We start from the raw sequence: 25485 nt of genomic DNA on the forward strand, positions 1-25485 counted from the left end.
ATAGATAAATGAATTGGATGTAGAAATGATAAATGCTACCTCTACAGTTGTTTAGCTACCATGCTACGCAACTTCGCCCATTCAAAATAATCACCAGGATCTGTCTTACGTCCTGGGGCGATATCGCTGTGTCCGGTTAGGTGACGGCGAGTTTTAGGGTAGGCGCTATATATAGCGGCGATAACGGCTGCAAGCGTGTCGTATTGCTCGGAGGTAAAGGACACAAAATCAGACCCTTCAAGCTCAATGCCGATGCTATAATCGTTACATTCAGGGCGGCCAAGGTAGCTGGATCTGCCTGCATGCCACGCACGATCGTTAAAATTGACAAGTTGTGTGATTGTACCATCACGTTCTATAAACAGGTGCGCTGACACTTCAGCGCCTTTGATCGTCTGAAAATACGGATGCGCCGCCCAGTCTAGTTGATTGGTAAATAACGCTTTTACATAATGCACGCCATCAGTGCCGCACGCGCCAAACTCATCAGGTGGTAGGCTGATATTGTGAATGACGATGGTATCAATAGTCGTATTGTCAGGACGGTTATTAAAATTAGGTGACGCAAGCCAAGTGGCTGCCGATAATAAACCACCGTTAATAGTCATTGATGATGGCGTGATTGAGCTTGGCATAATGTTCTCTTTGTATAATGATATTAATACCGTCAATGCGTTATAAAAGTGTTGATGCGTCAATCTTGCAGGCAGTATGACCTATACCTACACTTGACTGCTTTATCACGCTTCTAAACCAAATTGACGATAGCTTTTATAAAATAATAACGTGCGAGATTTTACCTCATGTCTATAAAGCCGACTTTTATATCTGTAGATTGTACCCTAGGCACTATTAGCCTGAGCGCACGTTTGCCTCTCGCTGTTGCAGGCCTGTTACTCTCTGCACAAGCGCAGGCTTTTTTGCCAACGCCAGTATCATTAGTAACGACGGGTGATCTGGCAACAAGCGCAGCTATCACCGATACAACTGCCAAAACTAGACAGACTATGGCAGATAATAAGGCCGACAACATACAGAATACTCAAAGCAGTGTAGCTGAACCGTTGCTAGTCAAATGGCGTAAGCAAGTACAGGCGCAAAATCTGTCTGAGCATACAACGTGGCGTCGGTTATTGTACTTTTTGGATGATAAAAAATCGCTCTTTAATAAAGGCGCGTCCAAGAGCCTCATCGATAACCCAGCGTTTTTTCTGAGTGCTGAAGGCCAGCACGACGCTGGCGCTGAACTGGATGCGATGCTAGTAGCGTTGAGCAATCAAATGACAGCGCCTAGCAACAATTCAGCCGTTTGCCGTTTTCCCGCGCGTACGCAATGGCTGACTGAGATGTTGGGTGTTGAAAGCTCGCGCTTGCAAGCGGACTGCCCTGATCTGACAGAATGGATGACGATGCTAAACCCCGAGCAGCTGTCCATTATGTTTGCCGAGGAGTACTTGGACAATCCAATATCTGCGTTTGCTCATACTTTGCTACGTATAGACTCACCAGCAAGCGCGGCAGATCCGAGTCAGATTTACCATGCCTATGCGCTCAATGATACCGTCGATGGTGACCCTGATGATGCTTTTGCCGTCTATGCTATTAAGTCAACCACAGGCGGTTATAACAATAGAATCGAGATTGACCCTTATCCAGAAAAGCTTGCCAAATATCTTAAAGACGATGAGCGTGACGCGTGGACTTATCAGTTAGATTTGACTCCCGCAGAGGTGCAGCAAATTATTCTGCATGTGTGGGAAACCAAAGATTTGGATATTCCCTATTATTTTACTACAGACAACTGCGCCTCTGAGATTCTACGCTTGATCGATGTTGTGCGTCCTGAGCAGGATTTGCTTAGCCAATTGCCTTATGTGGTCATCCCCTCCGATGTAGTGAAGCTACTTAACGACGAATCTCTATTAGCAGATGCACGCTATACACCGTCTGACAGTACGGTGCGCCAGGCTGAGTTAAATAAAGCCAAAGCCGCGGCCGCGCTTGGTTATCAACAATTAACCAAAGATGACGCGAATAATATTAAATCAGCAGAGCGCAATTTGGCATCGAGTATATCTGCTGGCGACTCTACGCCAAAAACAATTATAGATCATAGCATTGTAGCGTCGGACAACAACCCAATCGACAGGCATCTATTGCAAATGGCTCAGATCGGCATAGGTCAACGCGGTGACAACAGTTACCTCGATGTGGGGTTACGTTTGGGATTCCATGACACCTTGGATCGCGCCTCAGGGTTTCCTCAGTTTTTTAATTTAGAAGCGCTGGCTACGACATTGCGCTTTTATAAGACAGATAGCAGTAAAGACCATGAGCCAGATCGTGTGGTATTAGAAAACTTCACAATACTGCGTGGCCGCTCTTTCAATCCCGTCAACACTGCCAAACAAGGCAAGACGTGGGGCGCAAGTGCCGAGGTGACTCGCGTCAATGATGGTTCGCAAGAGGCAGGACACGACCATTTGGTCGGGAGCGTCGGCTATGAGTCCGGCTGGTCGTGGGCGCTTGGCACACCAAAAGCTGGTAGCGGAGAGATGCCACCGCAGCTGTGCTATGCGCTATTGTCAGGTACAGCGCAAGCAGGACGAGGCATTAATAAAGGCTTTCGAGTGGGCGTAGGCGTCAATGCTGGCTGTGATTATCAGATTAACAATCAGTTACGCGCGCAGGCCCAATTGCAATTACCATATTGGTATCATGGCAGCAGCGATGACCCCAACGTTCGCGGTCACTATTGGCAGCCAATCTCAAGCGTAGCTCTACAGTATGATATCGATAAAAACCAAGCTTTACGCATTAATGCTAATTATGACTGGCAAGATCGCGTCGATGCCAATGACGATGTACAGCTGTCATATAGACGTTATTTTTAATCGCTGTTATAACAGTCATACTTGGCAGATACGCCAAAAATCGTGACAAAAAACAGCCAACCAAAGGATGCATTATGAGTACGCAAAATCTACTGATTATCGGACAAGGTGATATTGGTCTGCCAGTCACTAATAAGCTTGCTCAGGATGGTTTATTGGTCACAGGTCTTGCGCGCAGAAGACGCGAACATTACGATTTGCATGATGATGCAACGTTTATGCAGGCAGATGCGTTGACACTTAGCGCTGATAAGCTGCAAGACTTTACGCATATGGCAATTATCGTCACGCCTGATGATTATTCAACCAGCGGCTATCAAAACAGCTATTTGGCGATTGCTCAGCATTTAGCCGCACTGGCTGATCAGTTGCCAAATCTTACGCGCGTCGTTTTTATTTCCTCAACAGGCGTTTATGGGCAAGATAATGGCGAATGGATAGACGAAGATACTGTGCCGACCTTGCCTGAGCGCGAAGCCTCTCAGATTATTTTGCAAGCAGAAAAGGTGCTGCAACAAGGCTTTGGTGATCGCGCTATTGTCATTCGTCCAAGTGGTATTTATGGACGCGAGCGTCTCATGCGACTGCGTAAAGCTCGAGAATCACAAAAAGAGCCAGTGGCAGCGACGCACTGGAGCAATCGCATTATGGATTGTGACTTGATCAATATAATCGCCAAGGTCTTGAGCATTGCTGCGCCAAAACCGCTTTATATTGCCACTGACTATGCGCCAGTCACCACTTATGAGCTTGGTGTCTGGCTCAGTGAGCAAGTGGGAGAAGTACCTCCTACAATAGATGATAAAAAAACCGCTGTTACGGGTAAACGTCTGCATAGCAACATTCCGTTAGCGTGGCTCGATTATCCTGACTGGCAAGTAGGTTACCGTGATATTTTGCGTCATCAAGCGTAAAATATCCTTACTATAGTCAATCTTAAATGAAACTGGCATGCACGATACTACACTACGCCACGTGCTACTGTTCTTTATTTTAAAGTAGGTTAACTATATTTCGCGCTTATTGTTTTTATCATTTATGGAGATTACATGACCCAGCCTTCTACTTCTGATAATCGCTTACCCAGTATCGAACATGCAGCAATAGGCGGTAAGCTGGCAGAAGGCAATACTGAGCGATCCTCTACGTTGCCTGATAGCAAACAGCCTGCGATCATGCACCCCAACTTTGATCCGAGTCAAGCACCACTTGATCCTGCACGGCCGCTAAGTGATATTCCAGAGCCTGCTCGACGCTTAAACGGTCAATTGCGTCGACTCTATGGAAACTCTGCGCGGTTCTATCAGCCTTGTGATGACAGCTTATCAAAGTGGGAGCTGATTGCATCAGAGGCATTGGCTGAGCATTTATCATTACTAAATGCGGCGAAGCTTGTCGAATTTCCTGACAATTTTTATCAAAATCATAGCGAGCAGCCGCTACTGTTACCGCTAAGCAATATGACGTTATTAGATATGTCAGATGTCCATCAAGCACTTCGGGCTTATCCAAAACTGAATCGTTATGGTTTTGCACCTGCTGACAGCTCGATAAAAACCAATGAAAATGATGGCGACTCTAACAACAATGTCTCTAGTAATAGCTATAATAACGATGATACTAAAGCGTCTTTAGCCTCGTTTCGTGCATTGACCAAACGTTATAACCCTGATGAGTTACTCAATAGCCTTTATGCCGATGACTGGCAAGTGATTTTGCAGCCACAGCAGTTTGAGACAGGTGAGGGCAATTTGGCGACAGACATCATGGCATGTAGCGTCGCTGTCCATGCGTTAAAGCAGTGTCATACACGCAAAACTATCAATCATAGCTATAGCGCGGCGCAAATCTGTCAGCATATCCGTAGCTATTTGCTTAGTCAGCTTGATCTTGAGCCAGCAAAGCGTTATCAGTATCGTCAGATTCGACTATTTGCAGGGCATATCGTTGTTGCCGCTTACCACTTAGGCTGGGACATACAGGTGAGTCATGATGGTCAGTGTTATTTTAATCTCTCATCGCGTAGTGGACTGCTCACTCGTTATCCTAATATGCAGGATTACAACATCAATGGTTGGTCAAGCTGATCAATAATGCGTACAATAATGCAAATTTTTTGTCCTTTATTTTGCTGATAGGAATATCATAATGCTCAATGCTTCAGTGCCCGATGCTCAACATACCCAAAACGCCTCTTTCTCATCTCATCAATTCATCCAGTTGGCTTTAGATAATCAAGTCCTAAAGTTTGGTGAGTTTGTGCTTAAGTCTGGCCGCATCAGTCCGTATTTTTTTAATGCAGGCTTACTTGCGACAGGTGAGATGTTATCGTTACTAGCGCGTGGTTATGCCGATGCGTTGGCCGCAGAGATGGCTAGCAATAATGGCACAGATGCGAGAGAGCTGGTCATTTTTGGTGCGGCTTATAAAGGGATTCCATTTGTTGCCGCAACCGCACAAGCGTTATGGCAACATCATGGTATCAATGCTAAATGGGGTTATAATCGTAAAGAAGCCAAAACTCATGGCGAAGGTGGTAACTTAGTGGGTGCTGATGTCAGTGGCAAAGCTGTTTGGGTACTCGACGATGTGATCACTGCTGGGACAGCGATGCGTGAAGTAGTTGATATTTTAGAGCAAGTGGGCGCAAGCGTAGCAGGTATTATCGTGGCGCTTGATCGTAAAGAAAAAGGCCAAGGCGAGCACTCTGCTATTCAAGAGTTGGCTGCGACGCTAGAAGTGCCAGTACGTGCACTTGTCAACATGGATGACTTAATCAGCTATTTGGCTGATGACAGTGGTGTACAAAACGGCCAGCATAAAGACGCGACCCAACTTGCAAAAATGCAGCATTACCGCGCGCAGTACGGTGTGTAGTTTGCCGCAAAGGGTTGTTATAAAAGCCTGACTATTGATGCTGCATAACTAGAGTTTTTTGTGTTGTACATGCCTGTAACTTCCCATAATTGCCTATTCATAATATAACGTAAGTGAGCCTTATCATGAGCCAAGAAAACCAAAAAAAATCTCTAAAAATACTCATCATCATGGATCCTATCGAGCAAGTCAATTATAAAAAAGACACTACCTTGGCGATGATGTGGGCCGCTCAAGATCGTGGTCATACGCTTGGCTATTGTCAGATTCATGATCTGTGGTTGGATCGTGGTCAATTGATGGTCGATACTCAGCCAGTGACGGTAAAGCGTGACCCTGAAAACTTCTATACGTTAGGTGATAAAGCGACAGGTCCAATCAGCGACTATAACGTGATTTTGATGCGTAAAGATCCGCCGTTTGATATGCGCTTTATTTATGCAACCTACATGCTTGATCATGCCAAAGCGGCAGGCGTGTTGGTAGTCAATGACCCACAAGCGATTCGCGACTGTAATGAGAAGCTATTTGCCACTTGGTTTAGCGACTATATGAGTCCGACAATTGTGACCAGCAAACAGGCGCATATTCGCAAATTTATCGCTGAGCAGCAAGATGTCATCGTCAAGCCGTTAGATGGCATGGGCGGTACGGGTATCTTTCGCTTGACCGCTGATAGCCCAAATATCGGTGTGACGCTGGAGATTTTGACCGAGCTTGAGACCTTACCAATCATGGCGCAGCGTTACTTGCCTGAGATCAAAGATGGCGATAAGCGTGTGCTCATCGTCGATGGGGTAGTGGTTGATTATAGCTTGGCACGTATTCCAGTCAAAGGCGAGACCCGAGGTAATCTAGCCGCAGGTGGTAGTGGTGTTGCTATGCCGCTTACTGATACTGAACGCCAAGTGGCAGAGCTGGTCGCTCCTATTGTCAAAGAAAAAGGCTTAATGTTCGTTGGTTTAGACTTGATCGGTGGGCGAATTACTGAGATTAATGTCACCAGTCCGACTTGCGTACGTGAGATTGATGACCAGTGTGGTACTGACATTGCGACAGACTTTATGATAGCAATAGAAGCTCGTTGCTAAAAACGATAACTTAGAAATGAGAGGCTATTAACTTTTTATTACCTCTCATTTTTATTGTTTTGCATTGACCATTAGACCTAGTAACTGAACGATAAAATGCTATATAAATCAGCGTAGATTCCTCTATAATGTGCAGGTTTTAGAGCATCATTGTAGAATGAATCGATTGTGTCAGTACGTTGATGGTTATTACCTAATAACTTAGTACAGATAAGTTCGTACAAACAAGAAAGGCAAGCGTTCATGAAAACACCGCACATATTGATGATGGCCGCTGGTACTGGTGGCCATGTATTCCCAGCACTGGCAGTTGCTGAGGAGTTGACCCAACGCGGTGCCATTGTTCATTGGCTAGGTACGCCAGCTGGTATGGAAAATGGTTTGGTCAAACCAGCTGGCTATGATTTTCATCCTATTGCAATGCAGGGATTACGCGGTAAAGGTATCACGCGCTTAGCCAAATTACCTTTTACCTTGCTATCAGCAACGATGGCTGCAGTCAAAATTATTCGTAGTAATCAGATTGATATGGTGGTGGGCTTTGGTGGCTATGTCACAGCTCCCGGCGGCATTGCAGCACGTATGACCAATACGCCGTTAATTATTCATGAGCAAAATGCCATCGCTGGTATGAGCAATCGTTATTTGGCTAAGATTGCGACTAAAGTACTACAAGCGTTTGAAGATACATTTGCCAACAGTCAGCAAGATGCAAAACTTGAAACCGTAGGCAATCCAGTACGTAATGCTATTTCGGGTGTCGCTGAACCGATTAAGCGCTACGATATCAGTGATCGTTCATCTTTAAAGCTATTAGTCGTTGGTGGCTCATTGGGCGCGCAAGTATTAAACGATACCGTCCCTAAAGCACTCTCATTAATAAACCGTCCTTTTGAGGTACGGCATCAGTGCGGTCGTAATAATGAGCAAGCGACAAAAGCGGCTTATGATAACGAGGATTTAGGCGCTCATAAGTTTACCGTGCAGCCATTTATTGATGATATGGCCGCAGCTTATAATTGGGCAGATATTATCGTTTGCCGAGCGGGTGCCTTGACAGTTACTGAAATCCAAAACGTCGGTATTGCCGCGATTTTTGTACCATTACCGCACGCGGTTGATGACCATCAAACTGCCAATGCTCGCACTTTGACAGCACAGAATGCTGCGATTTTATTACCGCAGTCTGAGCTGACACCGCAGCGTTTGAGTGATGAGCTTGCAGCGCTTGATCGTCATACTTGCTTGGAGATGGCAAAAAAAGGCCATGCTCTTGCCAATCGTAGCGCCACTAGCCAAGTTGCTGATATCATTTGGCAAGCCTTGTAACCTATATCTTCAGAAGCTACTGTTTTCATAACTGATTGATCCCCAACTAATTTAATAAATTTGTTAGCCTTTAATAAAGAGAAGCCCTTATGTCTACCTCCGCAAAAGCTCTACCTAAGCGTTTGATTGAAATACCAGAAATGCGCCGTATTCAGCATTTGCATTTTATTGGTATTGGCGGCTCGGGTATGTGCGGTATCGCTGAGGTGATGAATAATCAAGGCTACAAAGTTAGCGGCTCTGATATCGCTGATAGCGTGGTAACTCGTCGCCTACAGCAGATTGGGATTGAGATATCGATCGGTCATGATTCCAAAAACATTTCGAATGCAGATGTCATCGTTGTATCCTCAGCGATTGACCGTAGCAACCCTGAAGTAAAAGCGGCGTTAGAAGCGCGTCTGCCAGTGGTACGCCGCGCAGATATGCTGGGCGAATTAATGCGTTATCGCCACGGTATCGCGGTTGCTGGCGCGCATGGTAAGACTACAACGACTAGTTTGCTAACCACCATGATGGCAGAGGGGCAGCTAGATCCTACCTATGTGATCGGCGGTAAGCTAAATGCGTCTGGTAAGAATGCCGCGCTTGGTAGTAGCCGCTACTTGGTTGCCGAAGCAGATGAGTCGGACGCATCGTTTTTATCACTGCATCCGATGGCGGCGATTGTGACCAATATCGATCAAGACCATATGGAAACCTATGAAAACAGCTTTGATAAATTAAAAGCCGCCTACATTCAGTTCCTACAAAACATGCCTTTTTATGGCTTAGCTGTAGTATGTGGTGACGATCCAGAGCTGTATGCGATGATTGATGATATTGGCCGTCCGGTATTAACTTTTGGGCTTGAGCCGTTTAATGATGTGCAAGCGATCGATGTGGTTAGTGAAGGCACCAAGACGCATTTTACCGTATTGCGCCGCGACCGCGAACCATTGCGCCTGACCTTAAATATTCCAGGCATTCATAATGTCTACAACGCGCTTGCTGCTATCACTATGGCGACCGATGAAGGGGTAAATGACGAAGCCATTGAACGTGCTCTACAAAAATTTGAGGGCGTCGGTCGCCGCTTTGAGCAACATGCCTCTGTTACTGTTGATGAGGGTGATGTCTTATTGATTGATGATTATGGTCATCATCCAAAAGAAGTCGATGCCACCATTAAAGCGGCGCGCCAAAGCTTCCCTGATCGTCGTTTGGTGATGCTGTTTCAGCCGCATCGCTATAGCCGTACGCGTGATTGCTTTGATGATTTCGTTGAAGTGCTCTCAAGTGTGGATGAATTGCTATTGTTGGACGTATATCCAGCAGGTGAAAGTTTGATTGCAGGTGCTGATACTAAAGCACTAGCACGTAGTATTCGTCTTCGCGGTGCAGTTGAACCTACGATTGTTGACAAAGACAAACTTGCGCCTGTGATGCAGCGTCTTTTAAAAGCCAACGACATGCTTCTTACTCAAGGCGCTGGTAACGTCGGCCAAATTGCGATCGATTTGGCTGCAAATGATTTATATCTTAAGTAAGTCTTAAAGGATTTTTGGAAACTGTACTCATGACTATTAATGACAATCAAGAACACACAAGCGCTCTCAATAATACTGACAATGAGGCTGATAATAAAAGCTTTATCACTAATCCAGAGTCAGCTTTAGCCGCCGCGCAAGCAAAAAAAGAAGGTATGGGAAATAACCAGTCAGACCATGACATACCGTTGAGTGTTACTCCAAGTAAAGTCAAAGATGCTCGTGAATTTGGTAAGGTGGCCGTCGTTTATGGTGGTAGTAGCAACGAGCGTAGCGTATCGCTAGACAGTGGCGCAGCGGTATTGCAGGCTTTGCAAAACCAAGGCGTTGATGCCACTCATTTTGACCCTAAACACCAAGATGTTACTGAGCTTCGTGGATATGATCGCGTGTTTAATGTGTTGCATGGTCGCGGCGGCGAAGATGGTTTACTACAAGGTGTGCTGCAGTGGTTCGATATTCCGCAGACAGGCTCAGGTATTTTGGCATCGGCACTGGGTATGGATAAAGTTCGTACCAAGCAATTATGGCAAGGATGCGGTTTATCGACAGCGCCATTTTCCTTGCTGACCGCCGATACCGACTGGCAGCAAGTGGTCAATATGCTTGGACTTCCACTTATCATCAAACCTGTTCATGAAGGTTCAAGTATTGGTATGACCAAGGTTAATAACCTCGATGAGTTGCCTGCAGCATACGCAACAGCAGTGCAGTGCGGTGATGCGGTGATGGCCGAGCGCTGGATTACTGGTCGCGAGTTTACGATTGTCATCATTGATGATGAAGCTTATCCAGTGATACGTCTTGAGCCTGCTGATATTACCAATTTTTATGATTTTGAAGCCAAGTATAATCGTAACGATACCAGTTATTATATTCCGTGCGGCTTGAGCGATGCTGACGAGAAGCATTTACAGGCGTTAAGTCTTGCAGCGTTCCGTGCGGTTGATGCAAAAGGCTGGGGACGTATTGATGCTATGCAAGACGAGGCGGGCAACTTTTGGCTACTTGAAATCAATACCGTACCTGGTATGACCAGTCACAGTTTGGTTCCTATGGCAGCCAAAGCTCGTGGCATGGACTTTGACAAGTTATGCTGGCATATATTGGCACAAACACTTTAATAGGTAGAGATTACTTATTATGGATTGTTTTATGAAAAATAAAATTTATTACAGTTTATTAAACTAAATTATTAATATTTCTAGTACTGTATTGAACAAAACGGATATAATGTCAATCCATATTGTATCACTAGCCCTGCTATAACACAGCTTCATGTAAACTTGTGTAAAAACACTGGCTGCAGCATGGGTTAGGCTATTGTTTACCATCAAAATACGTTAAGATTGTGATGATTGGCTTATGTTGATGATATTCAGCTCATTTTAAGCATTTTTTGTTATACAAAATGATAAAGCCATGATAAAAGGTGTTTATTGGAATAACAGTTATTCAATCAAATATTTATTAAGTTAACAACATATAAAAAGTATAGGGGCAAATGCGGCTATGGCTCAAACTGTCAATGGAACAACTGACTTGATGAGTGATGATGCCCGTCGCCCAAGATCTAACTTACAAATACCTGCATGGTTAAAATATTTTTTTACGACACTCGTAATAGGGTTGTTGTTGTTAATACTACTTATGGGTGGTAAAGCGTTACGTGATGCACCGCCAGCTGCTATCCACGTTGATACACAAGATTTGTCTATTGCTCAACATCAAGCATTACAACAAACCATGAACCAGCAAGCAGTAAGTAGTTTTTTTACGACTGACCTGCAGGCGTTACGAGATATTGCAATGGGCCTTGCTTGGGTCGATGAGGTTAGTGTGACTCGTGACTGGCAACGCGGTATTGTTATTACTGCACTGCCCAAACAAGCAGTAGCTAATTTTGGGACAGAGCGTTTGGTTGATGCAAAAGGTGCAGTATTCGTGCCAGCTGATAACGAAGAGTTGATCAGATCACAGTTTGCTACATTGCAAGGTGAGATAGGACAAGCGCCCGTTATTATGCAACAAATGCAACAAATAAATGACTGGTATGTTCCGCTTGATATGCGAGTAGAAGATATTATTTTAACACCTCGAATGACATGGCTGGTACGCTTTGACAATGGTCTACGTGTGATTGTTGATAATGAAAATACTGCACAAAAGCTTCTTAATTTGAGCCAGCTTTTGAACAATCAATTGGCTGATCGTCGCGAAGATATGCAATCAATAGATTTACGCTATAAAAATGGTTTTACAATAGCATGGAAGGTCAATGAACCATAAGCAGAGTCGTCGACGAACCAGCCTGTAACATAGAGGTTGGATATTATAGTCCGACATATGAGTAGGGTAGTTGCGCAATTTTTGTACTATAAATGATGGAATAAATCATATAGTACTGTTCTAGTGATTCAATAGAGACATTCGATAGTTTTCTATTTAGCGATAATTTGTTTGGTAACATGAAAAATACTGAAAATCTGGTTGTTGTCCATCTAAGTGCCACTGCAGTTTATGTAGTGATTGGTAGCGTTGTGTCTGCAAAAGACATACGTATCATGGGTGTTGGACAAGTCAAAAATAGTGATTTTTACCAAGGCCAAATTAAACATCGCGAACGCTTACAAGGTGCAATCAAACAAGCCATTCAAGATGCTGAGGATATGGCGAATTGTCGTGTGCATAGTGTATGGCTGACACTCGCTACGCCTGAATTGTCTAGTAAAAATAGCATTGGTAGTGTTGCGGTCGAAGAAGAGACGGTTCGCGCAAGAGATATGGTACAAGCGTTATCTAATGCCAAGTCACAAGATTTGCCATCTGATTACTATCTAATGCATTGTTGTCAGCAAGGTATCTACATCGATGAACAAGATACAATGGTTGATGATGCTATCGAGATGATCGCAAAAGATATCACCGTCATGTATCACATGATGATGATGCCAGTCTCCAGTCGTCAAAATATACAAAAGCTATTGCAGGGCTGTGATGTCGGTATCGATCATATTGTTTTTGATGCAGTAACGAGTGCCGAATATAGCCTGATGAACGAAGAGCGACAGCAAGGTGTTTGTCTAGTAGACATAGGTGCAAGTACTACTAGTATTTGTGTATACAAAGAAAATAAACTCATTTTTACCCACTGTATAGCCAGTGGTAGTCATGAAGTAACTATGGATATTTCAGCGGATATCGGTATTTCTATGATAGAAGCTGAAAAGCTTAAAAAATCACATGGTACAGTAGACATAAATAGCATAGATCCAAGCTCATTCTTCATCTTCAAACCACAAGGTTCAGGTGATGAGGTCAATGTCAGTCTTTATAATCTAGCTCGCATTGTCGAGGCTCGTTATATACAGATATTCACTGAAGTTATTCGACAGCTTCATGAAGCAGAGCTTTTAGGTTATATTGATCGAGGGATTGTACTTAACGGTGGTGGCAGTACCATTAAAGGTATGATACCTTTTGCTAAAAGGCTGTTAAAAATGCCTGTAGTATTATCTAATACTCATCCTGCTATTACTGCCTATAACCATTTTGATAATGAAGAGTCGTTCAAGCAGTTAAGTATGCAGGTAAATAACCGTGCTTATCAAACAGCATTTGGTACTTTGTTATATAGTCAAAGCGAACAGTTTCGCCATAGTGAACAAAGTGAACCTGATGCTATTAAACAAGGCCGCCTAAAAGGGACGTTCCAAAGTGTCGGTCAACGTTTTACCAGCGTCCTAAAAAAAATACTTTAAGAGTTTAAAATAAAGTATTTTAAAACATAAGTATTTAAATGGGCTTGTTGTGCGCTACTGCAAGTCAACGTTTGATACATTTGTTTTAGGAATATTGTAGTACTGCAAAACCACATTATTAGCGTAAAATGTTTAAATAGAAGTTTAATGCATATTCATTAAATCTTAACTTTTTTATTTTATTTGTAAGTATTTATATATAGTAAGTCGATAGTACTTTATGCGAGTGCGTTGTCACGTATCGACCATCACGCTATCTGCAACTGGAGAATCTTTTTTATGTCAAAATACACCATGCCAGATGATAACCAGCATCAAAGCAATGGCCAAGCTCGTTTTACCGTATTCGGTGTGGGCGGCGGTGGCGGCAATGCAGTAGAACATATGGTACAACAAGGTATCAAAGGTGTGACGTTCATCTGTGCCAATACTGATAGACAAGCTCTTGATCGTTTGACTGTACCGCACAAGCTGCAACTTGGTGCTAAAAGTAACCGTGGTCTAGGAGCAGGTGCCAATCCGGAAGTCGGACGCGAAGCGGCAGAAAGCGAAGAAGAAGCAATTCGAACGTTGCTTGAAAACTCAGATATGGTATTTATCACGGCCGGTATGGGCGGTGGTACTGGTACAGGTGCCGCACCTGTCATCGCTCGTATTGCTAAAGAAATGGAAGTATTGACAGTTGCTGTAGTTACGACACCATTTAAGTTTGAAGGCGGTAAGCGTAATAAATCTGCTAAAGCAGGGATTGAGCAACTAACTAACTTTGTTGATTCTATCATTACTATTCCTAATGATAAGCTTATGAGTGTGTACGGCAATATTTCAATGAAAGACGCATTCAAAAAAGCGGATGATGTATTATTGCATGCGGTACAAGGCATCGCTGAAACCATTGCTCGTTCGGGTCTTGTAAATATTGACTTTAATGATATCCGTACTGCAATGACTGCTAAAGGTCACGCCATGATGGGTGTTGGACGTGCGAGCGGTGATGATCGTGCGCGTCAAGCAACTGAAAAAGCCATTAAGTCTCCTTTATTAGATGATCTATGTCTAGAGAACGCAAAAGGTCTATTGGTCAACGTTATCTCTTCTGAGACTTTATCGTTAGATGAGTTTAGTCAGATCAGTGAGATTGTCGAAGGCATTACAGATACTGATGAAGCGAACATTTTCTATGGTTCAGTTGTCGATGAAGAAATGGGCGATGACTTACATGTTACTGTGATAGCTACAGGTCTGACCTTAGATGAGAAAATGGAGAAAGCGCCCAAAGCTCAGCAGCCTGTACCTTCAGTCACTAGTACACAATCAGTAGATCCAAATTTACATACCAGTGCATTAAATAGCCAAAAACATTCGCAAAATCAGACGTATCAAGATAGTGGCGTACGCTCTGCGCCTGCACAAGAGCAACCGCAGACTAAAACCAACAGCATTCAAGATTATCTAAAACGTCAACAGAATAAGTAGTTTATTCTAAGTGATTATTATTTTAAGTTACTACAATATTAACGCAATGTGTATTTTTACAATTATTTCTCGGTTAATGAAGTATGAATAAATTATTAGTAACGTGATAAACATAAAAAACCAGCGCCATTGTGCTGGTTTTTTTGTGTCTGTAACTGAGAAAGAGAACATGTGCCCCTTTTTTTGTAAAAATCTAAACCATCATAAGCATTTACAAATAGTTTTATAAATATTTCACATTGCTCGCTACATAACTATTTATTATATAAATCATAAGTATAAGAAAATTACAGGTCTATAACTATAGCGGATTAAGCCTAGCTAATGGTACACTATGGTAATTGTAACAAAATATGTGAGAAAGCAGCCATGAATCAACGAACCATAGAAAAAGCTATAGCTATTACAGGTATCGGTTTGCATAGTGGTGAGCCTGTCGATTTAGAATTTCATCCACAACCTATCAATACTGGAGTAGTTTTTGAGCGTACTGATATCATTGGTAGCGCGCCAATACCCGCCAGTGCTTTTTTAGTACAAGATACTATGATGTCATCAAATCTTGTCTTTGGGGGAGCACGTGTTGGTACGGTGGAGCATTTACTAAGTGCGATAGCAGGACTTGGTATAGACAATCTATTAATAAGAGTATCGGCGAGTGAAATACCGATTATGGATGGTAGTGCCTCGCCTTTTGTGGGGCTATTATTACAAGCGGGCTTTGTTGAGCAAGATGCGCTAAAAAAGTTCTTGAGAATTACCAAACCTGTGCGTGTAGAGGTTGATGACAAGTGGGCAGAACTGCGCCCATATGAAGGGTATGAGTTAAATTTTGAGATTGATTTTGATCATCCCGCGTTTGATAAAGACTTTCAACATGCGCAATTGGATTTTTCAACACAAAATTTTATTGAGCAACTAAGTGAAGCCCGTACTTTTGGCTTTTTGCAAGACATTGAAGCACTAAGACAAAACAACTTAGCGTTGGGCGGGAGTATGGACAATGCAATTGTCATTGATGATGCTCGTATTCTAAATGCTGAGGGGCTACGGTTTGCTGATGAGTTTGTTCGTCATAAGATACTGGATGCTCTAGGTGATCTATATTTAATTGGCTATCCTATTATCGGTCGTTTCAATGCTTATAAATCAGGACACGCCTTGAACAATATGCTAGTCCGAGAGGTTTTATCAGACGAAACTAACTTTGAAATTGTAACATTCGATGACAATGTAACTTGCCCTATCGAGTATTTACCATTAACAGGTCTGATAGTTGAAGGGTAAATACAGGATGATACACGAAGTATCGCAACACTTACGTAAGATTACACAATTTGGGCATAAGGATGCTTAAATTATAATCACTTTAGTAAATATACAGTTTTATATTATTTGATTGAGTCGCTGAAGCCTACGGAATACAGAAGCTCAAGATTTCACAAAAATCATCTGCCAGCTAAAATCCTTAATAGGATTCTATCGGGCAGATGATTTTTTTTGTTTATAAGATTACAAAAACCTAGCGCCAACTACCTGTTTTACTATTTTTATTTACATAACTTTACATTGTAATGGAGAGGATTTTACTCATTTATTAGCCGTAAAAGGGCTTTTTTGAGGTTTTTATCTGTGGTGACATGCTCTGCAGCCTGTGCTATAGTCCGCTTTGTGTTTTGGCTAAGAGCCTGATTTTTACCGATTTTATAGTAGTTAAGGTCTTTCATTTTTGACGATAGTTTTTGTTCGTATAACGAATTATCTGAACTGCCTTTTGAAACTATGACCCGGATTTTTTTAAGTTGTTTAAATGTAAGCGACTGTTCTGTCAACACTTGTAAATATGCACTTTGTAAGTAACGAATATGATTGGCTGCAGTAGCTGAGCCTACACTTAGTGTTAATTGCTCCGAGTTCAAACCAACGACCCAGCAGTGAGCAAGTATTTCTTCAGGCAGACAGTCGATTAAAAGTGTTTTTAACTCATGAGTCATCTGTGTATAAAGCTGCATATCATTAGCTAAAGCTTGAGGCAGGGCGCTACCAGCAAATGCCTGATGATCAATAAGTTTTGCAAGCTGATTAGGCTGTTTTTTTGACATCGTGTTTACGCATCCTTTGGGTGATAAAGGCCGATATATAAATTGAGTATGCTGAATTTTATCATGGTTACTTAATGATGCTTCTTTTAAATTAATTAATGTTTTGTCATGGATGACAAGCAAACTTGTATTAACAATAGGTAGTAAATTTATGAAACAAGCTTTATTAATTTTGTCAGTATTGGGAATGGGTTTAGCACAAACGAGTGGTGCTGCCGAAACCAACTTTCAGCCAAATAATACCTTGAGTCATACCATCACAAATATTTCAGTCTCTCAAAATTACGGCTCTAGCCGTAACATCTATAGCACTAACAGTGGTGCCCATGTTTTTAGTAATGATGAAATTAGTCAAGCTATTGACAACCTAAGTGCTCATGCTAAACAAAAAGAATATGAGTTAGCATCATTAACCAGTCGCTTATCTTATGAGCGTCAGCAGCAAGCAAGCAGTAGAATACCAGATAGTAATTCAGCCCCTGCTATTGCAGCAGCTCGTGCATCAAGAGTTGCTCTTTCTAGAAGCTCTGGTTATTGTGCTCGCTACGTGCGTAAAGCTTTGCAATCAGCTGGTTATGAGTTTACTCCAAACCCTTCAGCTTATCAGTATGCTACTCGTGGCACACTTGCCAATGCAGGTTTTACTAAAATCAGTAACGACATGACGCCTCAAGTTGGAGATGTCGTAGTCTATGATCGCAGCTCAAAACGTCCGCATGGTCATATACAGATCTTTGATGGTTCAGGCTGGGTATCTGATTTCCGCCAAAACAGTATTAGCCCCTACAGTGGTGTACATAGCTATACCACATGGCGTGATTCACGTTATGTTGATGATGCATCAGAGCGTGGTATCTACCTAGCTATGGCTGACAAATAAAAATAAGTAGGCTGCTTAACTTATAAATTTAGTGTTTTCTCCTAACTCAGTAATGCTCTTCGTGACATTGCTGAGTTTTTTTATTTTTATGATGGTTCAATCACTAAAACTATCTGCTATTAACCGATTAAACAGTCAACCATGGGCTAAAGTTAATTTGTATGGTAAAAATTATTTAGTGAGTGCAGCTTGCAAGTCTAGTGGTGTCCAGTAGCGACGTTGATGAAAGTCAGGCGGAGTAGCATGAGCAGGAGCAAAATATAGATTTGTTTTACCAAACTGTAGAATGACGCATGGGTGTAGTAGCTTTATACCAGTATCATTAGACAAGTAGCAATTATCACTGTCTAGGGAAAGCTGATCTAAAGACACTCCAAAACAGCGTTGATACTGATAGTGCGAAGTAAATTTCGTAGTGCTCAAGTCTACAAAGTGGTTTGTCAGTATAGGGCGGGGTTTTAGGTTGTTTACCTGTTCTACCTGTTGGTTTGAGAGGCGCTTCGCCCAAGTGATGTATGCCTTTGTAGTGCCATCTGCTTGCGTCAATGGTAAGGGAGGATATACCGACGGCGTACGATAATCATCAAATTTATAAAGAGCATACTGTCCATTTGGACTGGCGTTAATTTCTATATAGTTGGTTGTCTCATTGGCAATGTCACTACTCACAAAACATTCAATACAAGTGCGCTGCCACAGGTAGTCGGTAAAACGGACTTGTGATTGTTGCCATACAGGCCAATGCAGTTTTGCAGCTAGCATAGCAGATGGTAGATGGATTTGATAACTTAACCAAAGCTTTCGTTCGGATAGCACAAGTGAAGCTTTTACGCTAATGCGTATGTTTTGTAGCTCCTCAATACACACACCGATTTGTTCTGCATCAGCCGATAATGTTTCGGTTGCCAATCGTAAGGTAAATAGCTGGCTCATAATGGCTGTTTCTTAATAAAATGACCTAACGAAAATCAATAATATAGATTTGATAAAATAAAAGCCACGAGCCATGATGCAACGCAGCTTCTATAATTGTGGTGATTCTCTAGATCTATTTGATGTGGTACATAGATATTAGTTATTGAGCGTGGCGTGCTAAGTTTGACAGCTTAGGATTCGCATTTGGGTTCTGACGTAGTAACAACGCCATACGACCAATCGTATGAATCACATTAGCTTTGGCAGTGGTTGCAAGCTCAGTAGCGACTACATCACGGTCATGTTTACTGCCAGCTGGTAGTTTTACCTTAATAAGTTCGTGATCGGTTAAAGCGCGGTCAATCTCTTCAGTGATAGCAGGAGTAATGCCATTATTACCGATCATCACGATGGGTTTGAGCTCATGACCAATACCTTTTAGGCGTTTAATCGTAGCGTTATCAAGTTGCATAGTATTCCTAAATTGTAGTAAAAACAAAAAACAGTTCTAAAATGGTTGAATTGCCATAATAAATCATAATAAATAAGAAGCAATGTTATCTAAAAAAAGGTATGACTAAAACCATACTATTAAAAAGTTAATATCCATTATAAATAATCTATGACTATCTTGCATGATATCAGGGCCATTTTGCACGATTTTACGTGATGAAAATGTTAAACTGAATAACTTGTTGCATTATAAACGCTGCTGAATCATAAAGCTGCTAAATCGTTAATAATGTCTTTAAATTTATTCGGAAAATAAAATTGTCTTTAAGAATTATTGTCGAATGAGTTTATCTGCATAATATATTCATTACTAAGTTAAACAGTAAAAATTTAGTCAGTCGTTTATTGGACAGTCGCTACATCATAAAGTAATAGGAGCAGGTATTTTGGCCACGCGCATTGAAAATAAAGGTTTATCAAAAAGTAGCCGTGCTTGGATGAAAGAGCATATTGATGATCATTATGTAAAAAGAGCACAAAAGGATGGTTATCGTGCGCGTGCTGCTTATAAGCTGCTTGAGATCAATGAAAAAGCTAAGCTGATATCTTCTGGAATGACAGTAGTAGATTTGGGTAGTGCACCTGGTAGTTGGTCACAAGTAGCCAGTCAACTCGTCGGTGACAGTGGTACATTGATTGCTTCTGATATCTTGCCTATGGACGCTTTGGCAGATGTAACCTTTATTCAAGGAGATTTTAGAGAAGCGGATGTTTTTGACAAAATCATGGCTGAGGTCGGTGACAGGCAAGTAAATGTGGTATTGTCTGATATGGCGCCTAATACGGCAGGTAACAGTGCTGTCGATCAACCACGAATGATATATTTATGTGAGCTTGCAGTAGACTTTGCTTTAGAGACCTTACCTGAAGGTGGCGCGCTTATTATGAAAGTGTTTCAGGGTGAAGGGTCACAAGAATTACGCAAGCAGATGCAGTCTAAATTTAGTAAGATTCGTAGTATCAAACCTGCAGCATCAAGACCACGGTCTAAAGAGATGTTTTGGATAGCAATAAAATAACTTGCTATTTCAACAGGTTGTACCCAATAAATAGTTTATTATTAGTTTTATAGAATACGCCATATCACGTGTAAAACCGCTACAATTGCTAACTGAATAAACGCAGCTTTCGCTTGAATTGTGCAGGTTAAAACCATATATCATGATATATTAGCTTTGTTTTGTTTCAAATGTTTCAAGCAAAGTCGTCTAATAATGTATGATGAGTTTATATTACATTTTTATATAGGCGTTACGTGTCTAGTAAACACACCAATAAGTAAGGGATGGGAATAACTAGTGAGCGACATGGTAAAAAATACCTTATTGTGGCTGGTGGTAATCGGCGTTTTGGTACTGGTGTTTAGCGGCTTTGATCAATCATCTGAGCCAGATAACCTTAACTACTCTGAGTTTGTGACCGCAGTGTCCGAAAACCAAGTAGCCAGTGTTGAGATCGACGGCGAGCAAATCATCGGCGAAAAGAAAAATGGTTCAACTTTTGAGACCATTAGGCCAGCTGTGACTGATGAGCAGTTGATGCCACTATTACGTGAAAACCAAGTCGAAGTCCAAGGGACTGCGCCTAAACGTCAAAGCGTGCTGATGCAATTGCTAATAGCCAGTTTCCCAATCTTATTGATTATTGGTTTATTTTTGTTCTTTATGCGCAATATGCAAGGTGGTGCTGGCGGTAAAGGTGGCGGACCGATGAGCTTTGGTAAGTCTAAAGCTAAAATGCTGACTGAAGACCAAATTAACGTCAATTTTGAAGACGTTGCTGGTTGTGAAGAAGCCAAGGAAGAAGTCGTTGAAGTCGTTGACTTCTTACGTGATCCTGATAAATTTACCAAGCTTGGTGCAACTATTCCACGCGGTATCTTAATGGTTGGCCCACCAGGTACAGGTAAGACACTATTGGCAAGAGCCATCGCTGGTGAGGCCAAAGTACCTTTTTTCTCAATCTCAGGTTCTGATTTTGTAGAAATGTTCGTCGGTGTTGGTGCATCTCGTGTGCGTGATATGTTTGAGCAAGCAAAGAAGAGTGCACCATGTATTATCTTTATTGATGAGATTGATGCTGTTGGTCGTCATCGTGGCTCTGGTATGGGCGGTGGTAATGACGAACGTGAACAAACGCTTAACCAGCTATTGGTTGAAATGGATGGTTTTGAAGGTAATGAAGGCGTAATTGTCATTGCAGCGACTAACCGTGCAGATGTACTCGATAAAGCCTTATTACGTCCGGGTCGTTTTGATCGTCAAGTACAAGTAGGCTTGCCAGATATCAAAGGTCGTGAGCAGATCTTGAAAGTGCATTTGAAAAAACTGCCCAATACAGTAGCGGTCGATGCAAATGCCCTTGCTCGCGGTACACCTGGATTTAGCGGTGCACAATTGGCTAACCTGGTAAACGAAGCAGCATTGTTTGCAGCTCGTCGTAATAAAACCAGCGTCGATATGAATGATTTTGAAGATGCCAAAGACAAGCTGTACATGGGTCCTGAGCGTAAATCTATGGTTATTCGTGAAGAAGAGCGCCGCGCGACTGCTTATCATGAGTCAGGTCACGCTTTAGTTGCAGAGCTACTTCCCGGTACTGATCCTGTGCATAAGGTCACTATCATGCCGCGCGGATTTGCACTTGGGGTAACATGGCAGCTGCCTGAGCATGATCAGACCAGTATGTACAAGTCAAAAATGTTGAACGACATCGCCATTTTATTCGGTGGCCGTATTGCAGAAGAAGTGTTTATTAATCAGATGTCAACAGGTGCTTCTAATGACTTCGAACGTGCCACCAAAATGGCTCGTGCAATGGTCACTAAGTATGGTATGTCGGATGCACTTGGTGTCATGGTGTACGAAGATGACGACAGTTCACAAGGCTATTTTGGTTCTAGCAGCCGTACTATCTCAGAAGCCACACAACAAAAGGTAGATGAAGAAGTACGTCGTATGTTGGAAGAGCAGTATGACATTGCCCGTGAGCTGATTGAAGGCAACCAAGATAAGATGCATGCGATGGTCGATGCGTTGATGAAATGGGAAACGATTGATCGTGATCAGTTGCAAGATATTCTAGCAGGTGAAGAGCCGCGTCCGCCTAAGGTTTATCAGCCTGGCGTCAATCTAGGTAAAGGTAATGCTAAGCCTACGGGTTTAACGCCACCTCCGTTACCAGCAATGTAAGCTGAAATTGAGATGTTAGCTATTATAAAAAAGCCCTTTTCACAAAGGGCTTTTTTAGTGGTTTAAAATTGTTGATGCTAATTGCTGGTACTATAGTTCATAGCTATTCCATTAGTTTTTGTGTTTGTTCTACTATTAGATATAATTGGGATATCTTATATTACAGAGTATATTGTTTATATAATCATTGATGGATGAGTTATGTCATTATTTGACCCTTTACCAGCTTATACGCTATCTGGACCTACTAAAGATCTAGATTTATCTCAGCCCCATATCATGGGTATTTTGAACGTAACGCCTGACTCATTTTCAGATGGAGGGCAGTTCAATGCTATTGATAAAGCTGTTGAACATTGTCAGCATATGCTTGAATCAGGAGCAACTATCATTGATATAGGAGGCGAATCTACTCGTCCAAATGCTGACTCTGTGGCTACTACTGAAGAAGTACAGCGTGTAGTACCAGTCGTTAAAGCCATACGACAACAACTTGGCGGAGAAGCTTGGTTATCGATTGATACTAGTAATCCTATAGTTATACAAGCGGCTGTTGAAGCAGGCGCAGATATTTGGAATGATGTACGTGCCTTAAAACGTGAAGGTGCAGTCGCAATGGCGGCCAAACTTGATATACCAGTAATGCTTATGCACATGCGTGGTGAGCCAACGACGATGAGTAGTTTGGCCCATTATGACGACGTAGTCAGTGAAGTAAGGGCTGAGTTGACGGCTCGTATCGATGAGGTGATAGCTCTCGGCGTTAAGCATGATAAGATGATTATCGACCCCGGCTTTGGCTTCGCTAAAAACTACGAACATCACTGTGCATTATTGACCCAGCTTGAGAGCTTAAAAGCGCTTGGATTGCCGCTAATGTTTGGCGTGTCGCGTAAGCGTTTTTTAGCAGAAGTATTGGCCAATAGTGGCCTTGATCAGCTTGCGACGACTAAAGCCCCTGAGCGCGATACAGTAGGAGTTGCGGCCGGTTTATTTGCGCTACAGCAAGGGGCGTGTATTATTCGTACGCATAATGTTCCTATGATGCAGCAAGCGGTAGCATTATGGAATCAATTATCCGCTTATTAGCAAAACAAGGTCTAATGGCAGGAATGATTGTTCTATAATGCTACAACGTATTTTTATTTAGATTTATCCTTAGTGAGATCAAATTTATGACAGCAACGAGTCAACCAGAACCAACCAATGAGCAGCGCCGGATTATTTATCAAGCACGACGCGGCCTAAAAGAGTTAGATTTTTATATCGATCCTTACGTAAAAGAGCTTTACTTAACAGCAGATCCTGCTGAACAAGAAGCTTTTGCAAACATGCTCACTTATGAAGATCCTGATCTATTAGACTATTTTACCAATCAGGCGCGTCCAGATGATGAGGCTATATGGACACTGGTTAAAAAAATTAAAACGTGGCGTCATGAAAAAGACTTGTCATAACCACTTGGTTTTTACCGATGCTTGATTCTACTGCGGTACAAGTACCTGTAGATACGTTACGTATTGATACTGCCATTAGATATGGCAGTCGACTTCGTGCGTTGATATATACTGGATTGGCAGTCTCGATCGTCTTATTATCTTGGTTTGCCAAACTGTCATTGTGGCAGTATGTTTTAATGCTGATTGTAAGCGCAGCAGTGATAAGTTATTTGGCTTTAGCGAGGCCAATACTACTACATTTAAGTCAGCCTCCTTTACATAAGCATGTAAGTAAAGAATGGCAATTGCTTATGCGTACTGGCCGCGGTGATGAGTTATGGCGAGCTGATCTCCAAAGTGTTCATCGTTATCAATGGTTGTTAAATTTTGAATTTGTTACTACTGAACCTTTTAAACGTTCTTTGAGCATTACTATCTATCGTGATCAAGTCAGCTTTGATCATTGGCAACAATTAAATATTTTAGCCACTATAGTAGGCAAAAAACTGAATTGAGGCTAAATTTTAAAACTGATATCGCTTTATAAATTTTGTAGTGACCCTTCTTATGTCACGCTTGATAGCTATCTTACGAAGTACTACGTGTGATAACAAAATACCTATCCTGATGGTTAAAACGGTTTGTTATATTGGCTAACAAGACAGCTCATACTGTTAATAGCTATGATGTCATGTACGACAATACGATTAAAATAAGGAGAGGACAATATTATGAGTTTATTAGGGAACTTAATTACACAAGTTGCTAGTAGTGCAATGGACCCAGAAGATTCCAAACGTAATCCGGTCAATCAAAACATTAATCCACGCCGCACGGGTGGTCTCGGTGATATTTTGGGTGGCGTATTAACAGGTAGTCGCAATCAGACACGTGAGTATAATCCGCAGCGATATGACAATCAGTCAGCTAATGGGTTGGGTTTAGATGATATCTTAGGAGGCTTGACTGGCGGTAGACAACGCGGTGGTATGAACTCTGGTGCAGGTGGACTAGGTGATATTCTAGGTAGTGTTTTAGGCGGACAGCGTACGAGAGGTGGTTTTGGTGGTAAAGGCATGTTAGTCGCCGCTCTTATGCCTATGGTGCTTAGCTGGATACAACGAAACGGTGGTCTTAGCGGCGCATTGTCTAAAATTACAGGTATGGGTTATGACAAGCAAGCGCGCTCTTGGATGAGCAATCATGAACTTAATGACAATTTAGACCCCAATGACGTTAGTCGCTTGTTTGACGAGAGCGAAATCCAGCAAGTTGCTGCACATACTGGAGCCAATCAATCAGAAGTGCGTCAAGGGTTGGCTGAGTTGTTGCCAGAAGTCGTGAATCAATTGACGCCACATGGTAACCTAGATAACGAAACAGAAGCCAATCAAGAAATCGATCAGATTGTGAGTCAATTATCCAGTCGTCTTGGAACGTTGAAATAAGTAGGCATGTTTTGATTTTATTATAATGCAGCCAAAATAT

General features: G+C 42.2%; 23 protein-coding genes. 19 read left to right on the forward strand and 4 right to left on the reverse strand.

Translation table 11 applies throughout. The annotated features are described in order from the left end of the window. Positions 1 to 41 precede the first annotated feature (41 nt). Positions 42 to 635 (reverse strand): 1,6-anhydro-N-acetylmuramyl-L-alanine amidase AmpD, encoded by a 594-nt coding sequence (gene ampD, locus Q0895_RS07280; protein ID WP_299187119.1) that lies wholly within the window; start codon positions 633 to 635, stop codon positions 42 to 44. Positions 636 to 803: 168 nt separating this feature from the next. Between ampD and Q0895_RS07285 the strand changes: the two genes are divergently transcribed. From Q0895_RS07285 to lpxC, 12 genes are all read left to right on the forward strand, one after another. Further along, positions 804 to 2894: a DUF4105 domain-containing protein gene (locus Q0895_RS07285; protein ID WP_299187120.1), complete on the forward strand. Its 2091-nt coding sequence runs from the start codon at positions 804 to 806 to the stop codon at positions 2892 to 2894. A gap of 74 nt (positions 2895 to 2968) precedes the next feature. Next, positions 2969 to 3808 (forward strand): SDR family oxidoreductase, encoded by an 840-nt coding sequence (locus tag Q0895_RS07290; RefSeq protein WP_299187121.1) that lies wholly within the window; start codon positions 2969 to 2971, stop codon positions 3806 to 3808. A gap of 135 nt (positions 3809 to 3943) precedes the next feature. Beyond that, on the forward strand, positions 3944 to 4981 hold the full coding sequence (locus Q0895_RS07295) for a hypothetical protein (RefSeq protein WP_299187122.1): 1038 nt from the start codon (positions 3944 to 3946) through the stop codon (positions 4979 to 4981). 61 nt (positions 4982 to 5042) lie between these two features. Further along, positions 5043 to 5771, forward strand: a complete 729-nt coding sequence (gene pyrE / locus Q0895_RS07300; RefSeq protein WP_299187123.1) for an orotate phosphoribosyltransferase — start codon at positions 5043 to 5045, stop codon at positions 5769 to 5771. Between the two features lie 125 nt (positions 5772 to 5896). Beyond that, positions 5897 to 6862: a glutathione synthase gene (gene gshB, locus Q0895_RS07305; protein WP_299187124.1), complete on the forward strand. Its 966-nt coding sequence runs from the start codon at positions 5897 to 5899 to the stop codon at positions 6860 to 6862. Positions 6863 to 7105: 243 nt separating this feature from the next. After that, a complete protein-coding gene (murG, locus tag Q0895_RS07310) occupies positions 7106 to 8191 on the forward strand; it encodes an undecaprenyldiphospho-muramoylpentapeptide beta-N-acetylglucosaminyltransferase (RefSeq protein WP_299187125.1) in 1086 nt (361 codons plus the stop codon). A gap of 89 nt (positions 8192 to 8280) precedes the next feature. Then, complete coding sequence (gene murC, locus Q0895_RS07315; protein WP_299187126.1) at positions 8281 to 9720, forward strand: UDP-N-acetylmuramate--L-alanine ligase; 1440 nt, start codon at positions 8281 to 8283, stop codon at positions 9718 to 9720. A gap of 155 nt (positions 9721 to 9875) precedes the next feature. Next, a complete protein-coding gene (locus Q0895_RS07320) occupies positions 9876 to 10844 on the forward strand; it encodes a D-alanine--D-alanine ligase (RefSeq protein ID WP_299187358.1) in 969 nt (322 codons plus the stop codon). A 388-nt stretch (positions 10845 to 11232) separates the two neighbouring features. Further along, positions 11233 to 12009 (forward strand): cell division protein FtsQ/DivIB, encoded by a 777-nt coding sequence (locus Q0895_RS07325; RefSeq protein WP_299187127.1) that lies wholly within the window; start codon positions 11233 to 11235, stop codon positions 12007 to 12009. Positions 12010 to 12188: 179 nt separating this feature from the next. After that, complete coding sequence (gene ftsA, locus Q0895_RS07330; protein ID WP_299187128.1) at positions 12189 to 13481, forward strand: cell division protein FtsA; 1293 nt, start codon at positions 12189 to 12191, stop codon at positions 13479 to 13481. Between the two features lie 279 nt (positions 13482 to 13760). Next, entirely contained in the window at positions 13761 to 14957 is a 1197-nt protein-coding gene (gene ftsZ, locus Q0895_RS07335) for a cell division protein FtsZ (RefSeq protein WP_299187129.1), read from the forward strand. A 369-nt stretch (positions 14958 to 15326) separates the two neighbouring features. Further along, complete coding sequence (gene lpxC / locus Q0895_RS07340; protein WP_299187130.1) at positions 15327 to 16244, forward strand: UDP-3-O-acyl-N-acetylglucosamine deacetylase; 918 nt, start codon at positions 15327 to 15329, stop codon at positions 16242 to 16244. Positions 16245 to 16543: 299 nt separating this feature from the next. Here the strand turns inward: lpxC and Q0895_RS07345 are convergent, their stop codons facing one another. Next, on the reverse strand, positions 16544 to 17059 hold the full coding sequence (locus Q0895_RS07345; RefSeq protein WP_299187131.1) for a DciA family protein: 516 nt from the start codon (positions 17057 to 17059) through the stop codon (positions 16544 to 16546). A 151-nt stretch (positions 17060 to 17210) separates the two neighbouring features. On the opposite strand from Q0895_RS07345, the gene Q0895_RS07350 reads away from it, so the two are divergent. Continuing rightward, the gene (locus Q0895_RS07350) at positions 17211 to 17939 is read left to right on the forward strand and encodes a CHAP domain-containing protein (RefSeq protein WP_299187132.1); all 729 of its coding nucleotides are present in this window, start codon (positions 17211 to 17213) and stop codon (positions 17937 to 17939) included. Positions 17940 to 18110: 171 nt separating this feature from the next. On the opposite strand, the gene Q0895_RS07355 is transcribed toward Q0895_RS07350, so the two are convergent. After that, a complete protein-coding gene (locus tag Q0895_RS07355; RefSeq protein ID WP_299187133.1) occupies positions 18111 to 18872 on the reverse strand; it encodes a hypothetical protein in 762 nt (253 codons plus the stop codon). Positions 18873 to 19014: 142 nt separating this feature from the next. Continuing rightward, positions 19015 to 19326 carry a YhbY family RNA-binding protein gene (locus tag Q0895_RS07360; protein WP_058369384.1) on the reverse strand — a complete coding sequence of 104 codons (312 nt, stop codon included), beginning with the start codon at positions 19324 to 19326 and terminating at the stop codon, positions 19015 to 19017. A gap of 427 nt (positions 19327 to 19753) precedes the next feature. On the opposite strand from Q0895_RS07360, the gene Q0895_RS07365 reads away from it, so the two are divergent. The 6 genes from Q0895_RS07365 (at position 19754) to Q0895_RS07390 (ending at position 25445) form a co-directional block, all read left to right on the forward strand. After that, positions 19754 to 20386 (forward strand): RlmE family RNA methyltransferase, encoded by a 633-nt coding sequence (locus Q0895_RS07365; RefSeq protein WP_299187134.1) that lies wholly within the window; start codon positions 19754 to 19756, stop codon positions 20384 to 20386. A 279-nt stretch (positions 20387 to 20665) separates the two neighbouring features. After that, entirely contained in the window at positions 20666 to 22558 is a 1893-nt protein-coding gene (gene ftsH / locus Q0895_RS07370) for an ATP-dependent zinc metalloprotease FtsH (protein ID WP_299187135.1), read from the forward strand. 201 nt (positions 22559 to 22759) lie between these two features. After that, entirely contained in the window at positions 22760 to 23647 is an 888-nt protein-coding gene (gene folP / locus Q0895_RS07375; RefSeq protein ID WP_299187137.1) for a dihydropteroate synthase, read from the forward strand. A gap of 86 nt (positions 23648 to 23733) precedes the next feature. Then, positions 23734 to 24015 (forward strand): succinate dehydrogenase assembly factor 2, encoded by a 282-nt coding sequence (locus tag Q0895_RS07380; protein WP_075102736.1) that lies wholly within the window; start codon positions 23734 to 23736, stop codon positions 24013 to 24015. A gap of 17 nt (positions 24016 to 24032) precedes the next feature. Then, positions 24033 to 24512, forward strand: a complete 480-nt coding sequence (locus Q0895_RS07385; RefSeq protein WP_299187140.1) for a hypothetical protein — start codon at positions 24033 to 24035, stop codon at positions 24510 to 24512. 216 nt (positions 24513 to 24728) lie between these two features. Continuing rightward, positions 24729 to 25445, forward strand: a complete 717-nt coding sequence (locus Q0895_RS07390) for a YidB family protein (protein WP_299187142.1) — start codon at positions 24729 to 24731, stop codon at positions 25443 to 25445. Positions 25446 to 25485: the final 40 nt, after the last annotated feature.

Source organism: uncultured Psychrobacter sp., assembly GCF_947495825.1.
In the GTDB taxonomy this organism is placed as follows: domain Bacteria; phylum Pseudomonadota; class Gammaproteobacteria; order Pseudomonadales; family Moraxellaceae; genus Psychrobacter.

What these genes read in the sequence shown, in the direction of transcription:
- ampD (WP_299187119.1), bottom strand. Translation starts at nt 635, where the DNA reads ATGCCAAGCTCAATCACGCCATCATCAATGACTATTAACGGTGGTTTA.
- Q0895_RS07285 (WP_299187120.1), top strand. Translation starts at nt 804, where the DNA reads ATGTCTATAAAGCCGACTTTTATATCTGTAGATTGTACCCTAGGCACT.
- Q0895_RS07290 (WP_299187121.1), top strand. Translation starts at nt 2,969, where the DNA reads ATGAGTACGCAAAATCTACTGATTATCGGACAAGGTGATATTGGTCTG.
- Q0895_RS07295 (WP_299187122.1), top strand. Translation starts at nt 3,944, where the DNA reads ATGACCCAGCCTTCTACTTCTGATAATCGCTTACCCAGTATCGAACAT.
- pyrE (WP_299187123.1), top strand. Translation starts at nt 5,043, where the DNA reads ATGCTCAATGCTTCAGTGCCCGATGCTCAACATACCCAAAACGCCTCT.
- gshB (WP_299187124.1), top strand. Translation starts at nt 5,897, where the DNA reads ATGAGCCAAGAAAACCAAAAAAAATCTCTAAAAATACTCATCATCATG.
- murG (WP_299187125.1), top strand. Translation starts at nt 7,106, where the DNA reads ATGAAAACACCGCACATATTGATGATGGCCGCTGGTACTGGTGGCCAT.
- murC (WP_299187126.1), top strand. Translation starts at nt 8,281, where the DNA reads ATGTCTACCTCCGCAAAAGCTCTACCTAAGCGTTTGATTGAAATACCA.
- Q0895_RS07320 (WP_299187358.1), top strand. Translation starts at nt 9,876, where the DNA reads ATGGGAAATAACCAGTCAGACCATGACATACCGTTGAGTGTTACTCCA.
- Q0895_RS07325 (WP_299187127.1), top strand. Translation starts at nt 11,233, where the DNA reads ATGGCTCAAACTGTCAATGGAACAACTGACTTGATGAGTGATGATGCC.
- ftsA (WP_299187128.1), top strand. Translation starts at nt 12,189, where the DNA reads ATGAAAAATACTGAAAATCTGGTTGTTGTCCATCTAAGTGCCACTGCA.
- ftsZ (WP_299187129.1), top strand. Translation starts at nt 13,761, where the DNA reads ATGTCAAAATACACCATGCCAGATGATAACCAGCATCAAAGCAATGGC.
- lpxC (WP_299187130.1), top strand. Translation starts at nt 15,327, where the DNA reads ATGAATCAACGAACCATAGAAAAAGCTATAGCTATTACAGGTATCGGT.
- Q0895_RS07345 (WP_299187131.1), bottom strand. Translation starts at nt 17,059, where the DNA reads ATGTCAAAAAAACAGCCTAATCAGCTTGCAAAACTTATTGATCATCAG.
- Q0895_RS07350 (WP_299187132.1), top strand. Translation starts at nt 17,211, where the DNA reads ATGAAACAAGCTTTATTAATTTTGTCAGTATTGGGAATGGGTTTAGCA.
- Q0895_RS07355 (WP_299187133.1), bottom strand. Translation starts at nt 18,872, where the DNA reads ATGAGCCAGCTATTTACCTTACGATTGGCAACCGAAACATTATCGGCT.
- Q0895_RS07360 (WP_058369384.1), bottom strand. Translation starts at nt 19,326, where the DNA reads ATGCAACTTGATAACGCTACGATTAAACGCCTAAAAGGTATTGGTCAT.
- folP (WP_299187137.1), top strand. Translation starts at nt 22,760, where the DNA reads ATGTCATTATTTGACCCTTTACCAGCTTATACGCTATCTGGACCTACT.
- Q0895_RS07380 (WP_075102736.1), top strand. Translation starts at nt 23,734, where the DNA reads ATGACAGCAACGAGTCAACCAGAACCAACCAATGAGCAGCGCCGGATT.
- Q0895_RS07385 (WP_299187140.1), top strand. Translation starts at nt 24,033, where the DNA reads ATGCTTGATTCTACTGCGGTACAAGTACCTGTAGATACGTTACGTATT.
- Q0895_RS07390 (WP_299187142.1), top strand. Translation starts at nt 24,729, where the DNA reads ATGAGTTTATTAGGGAACTTAATTACACAAGTTGCTAGTAGTGCAATG.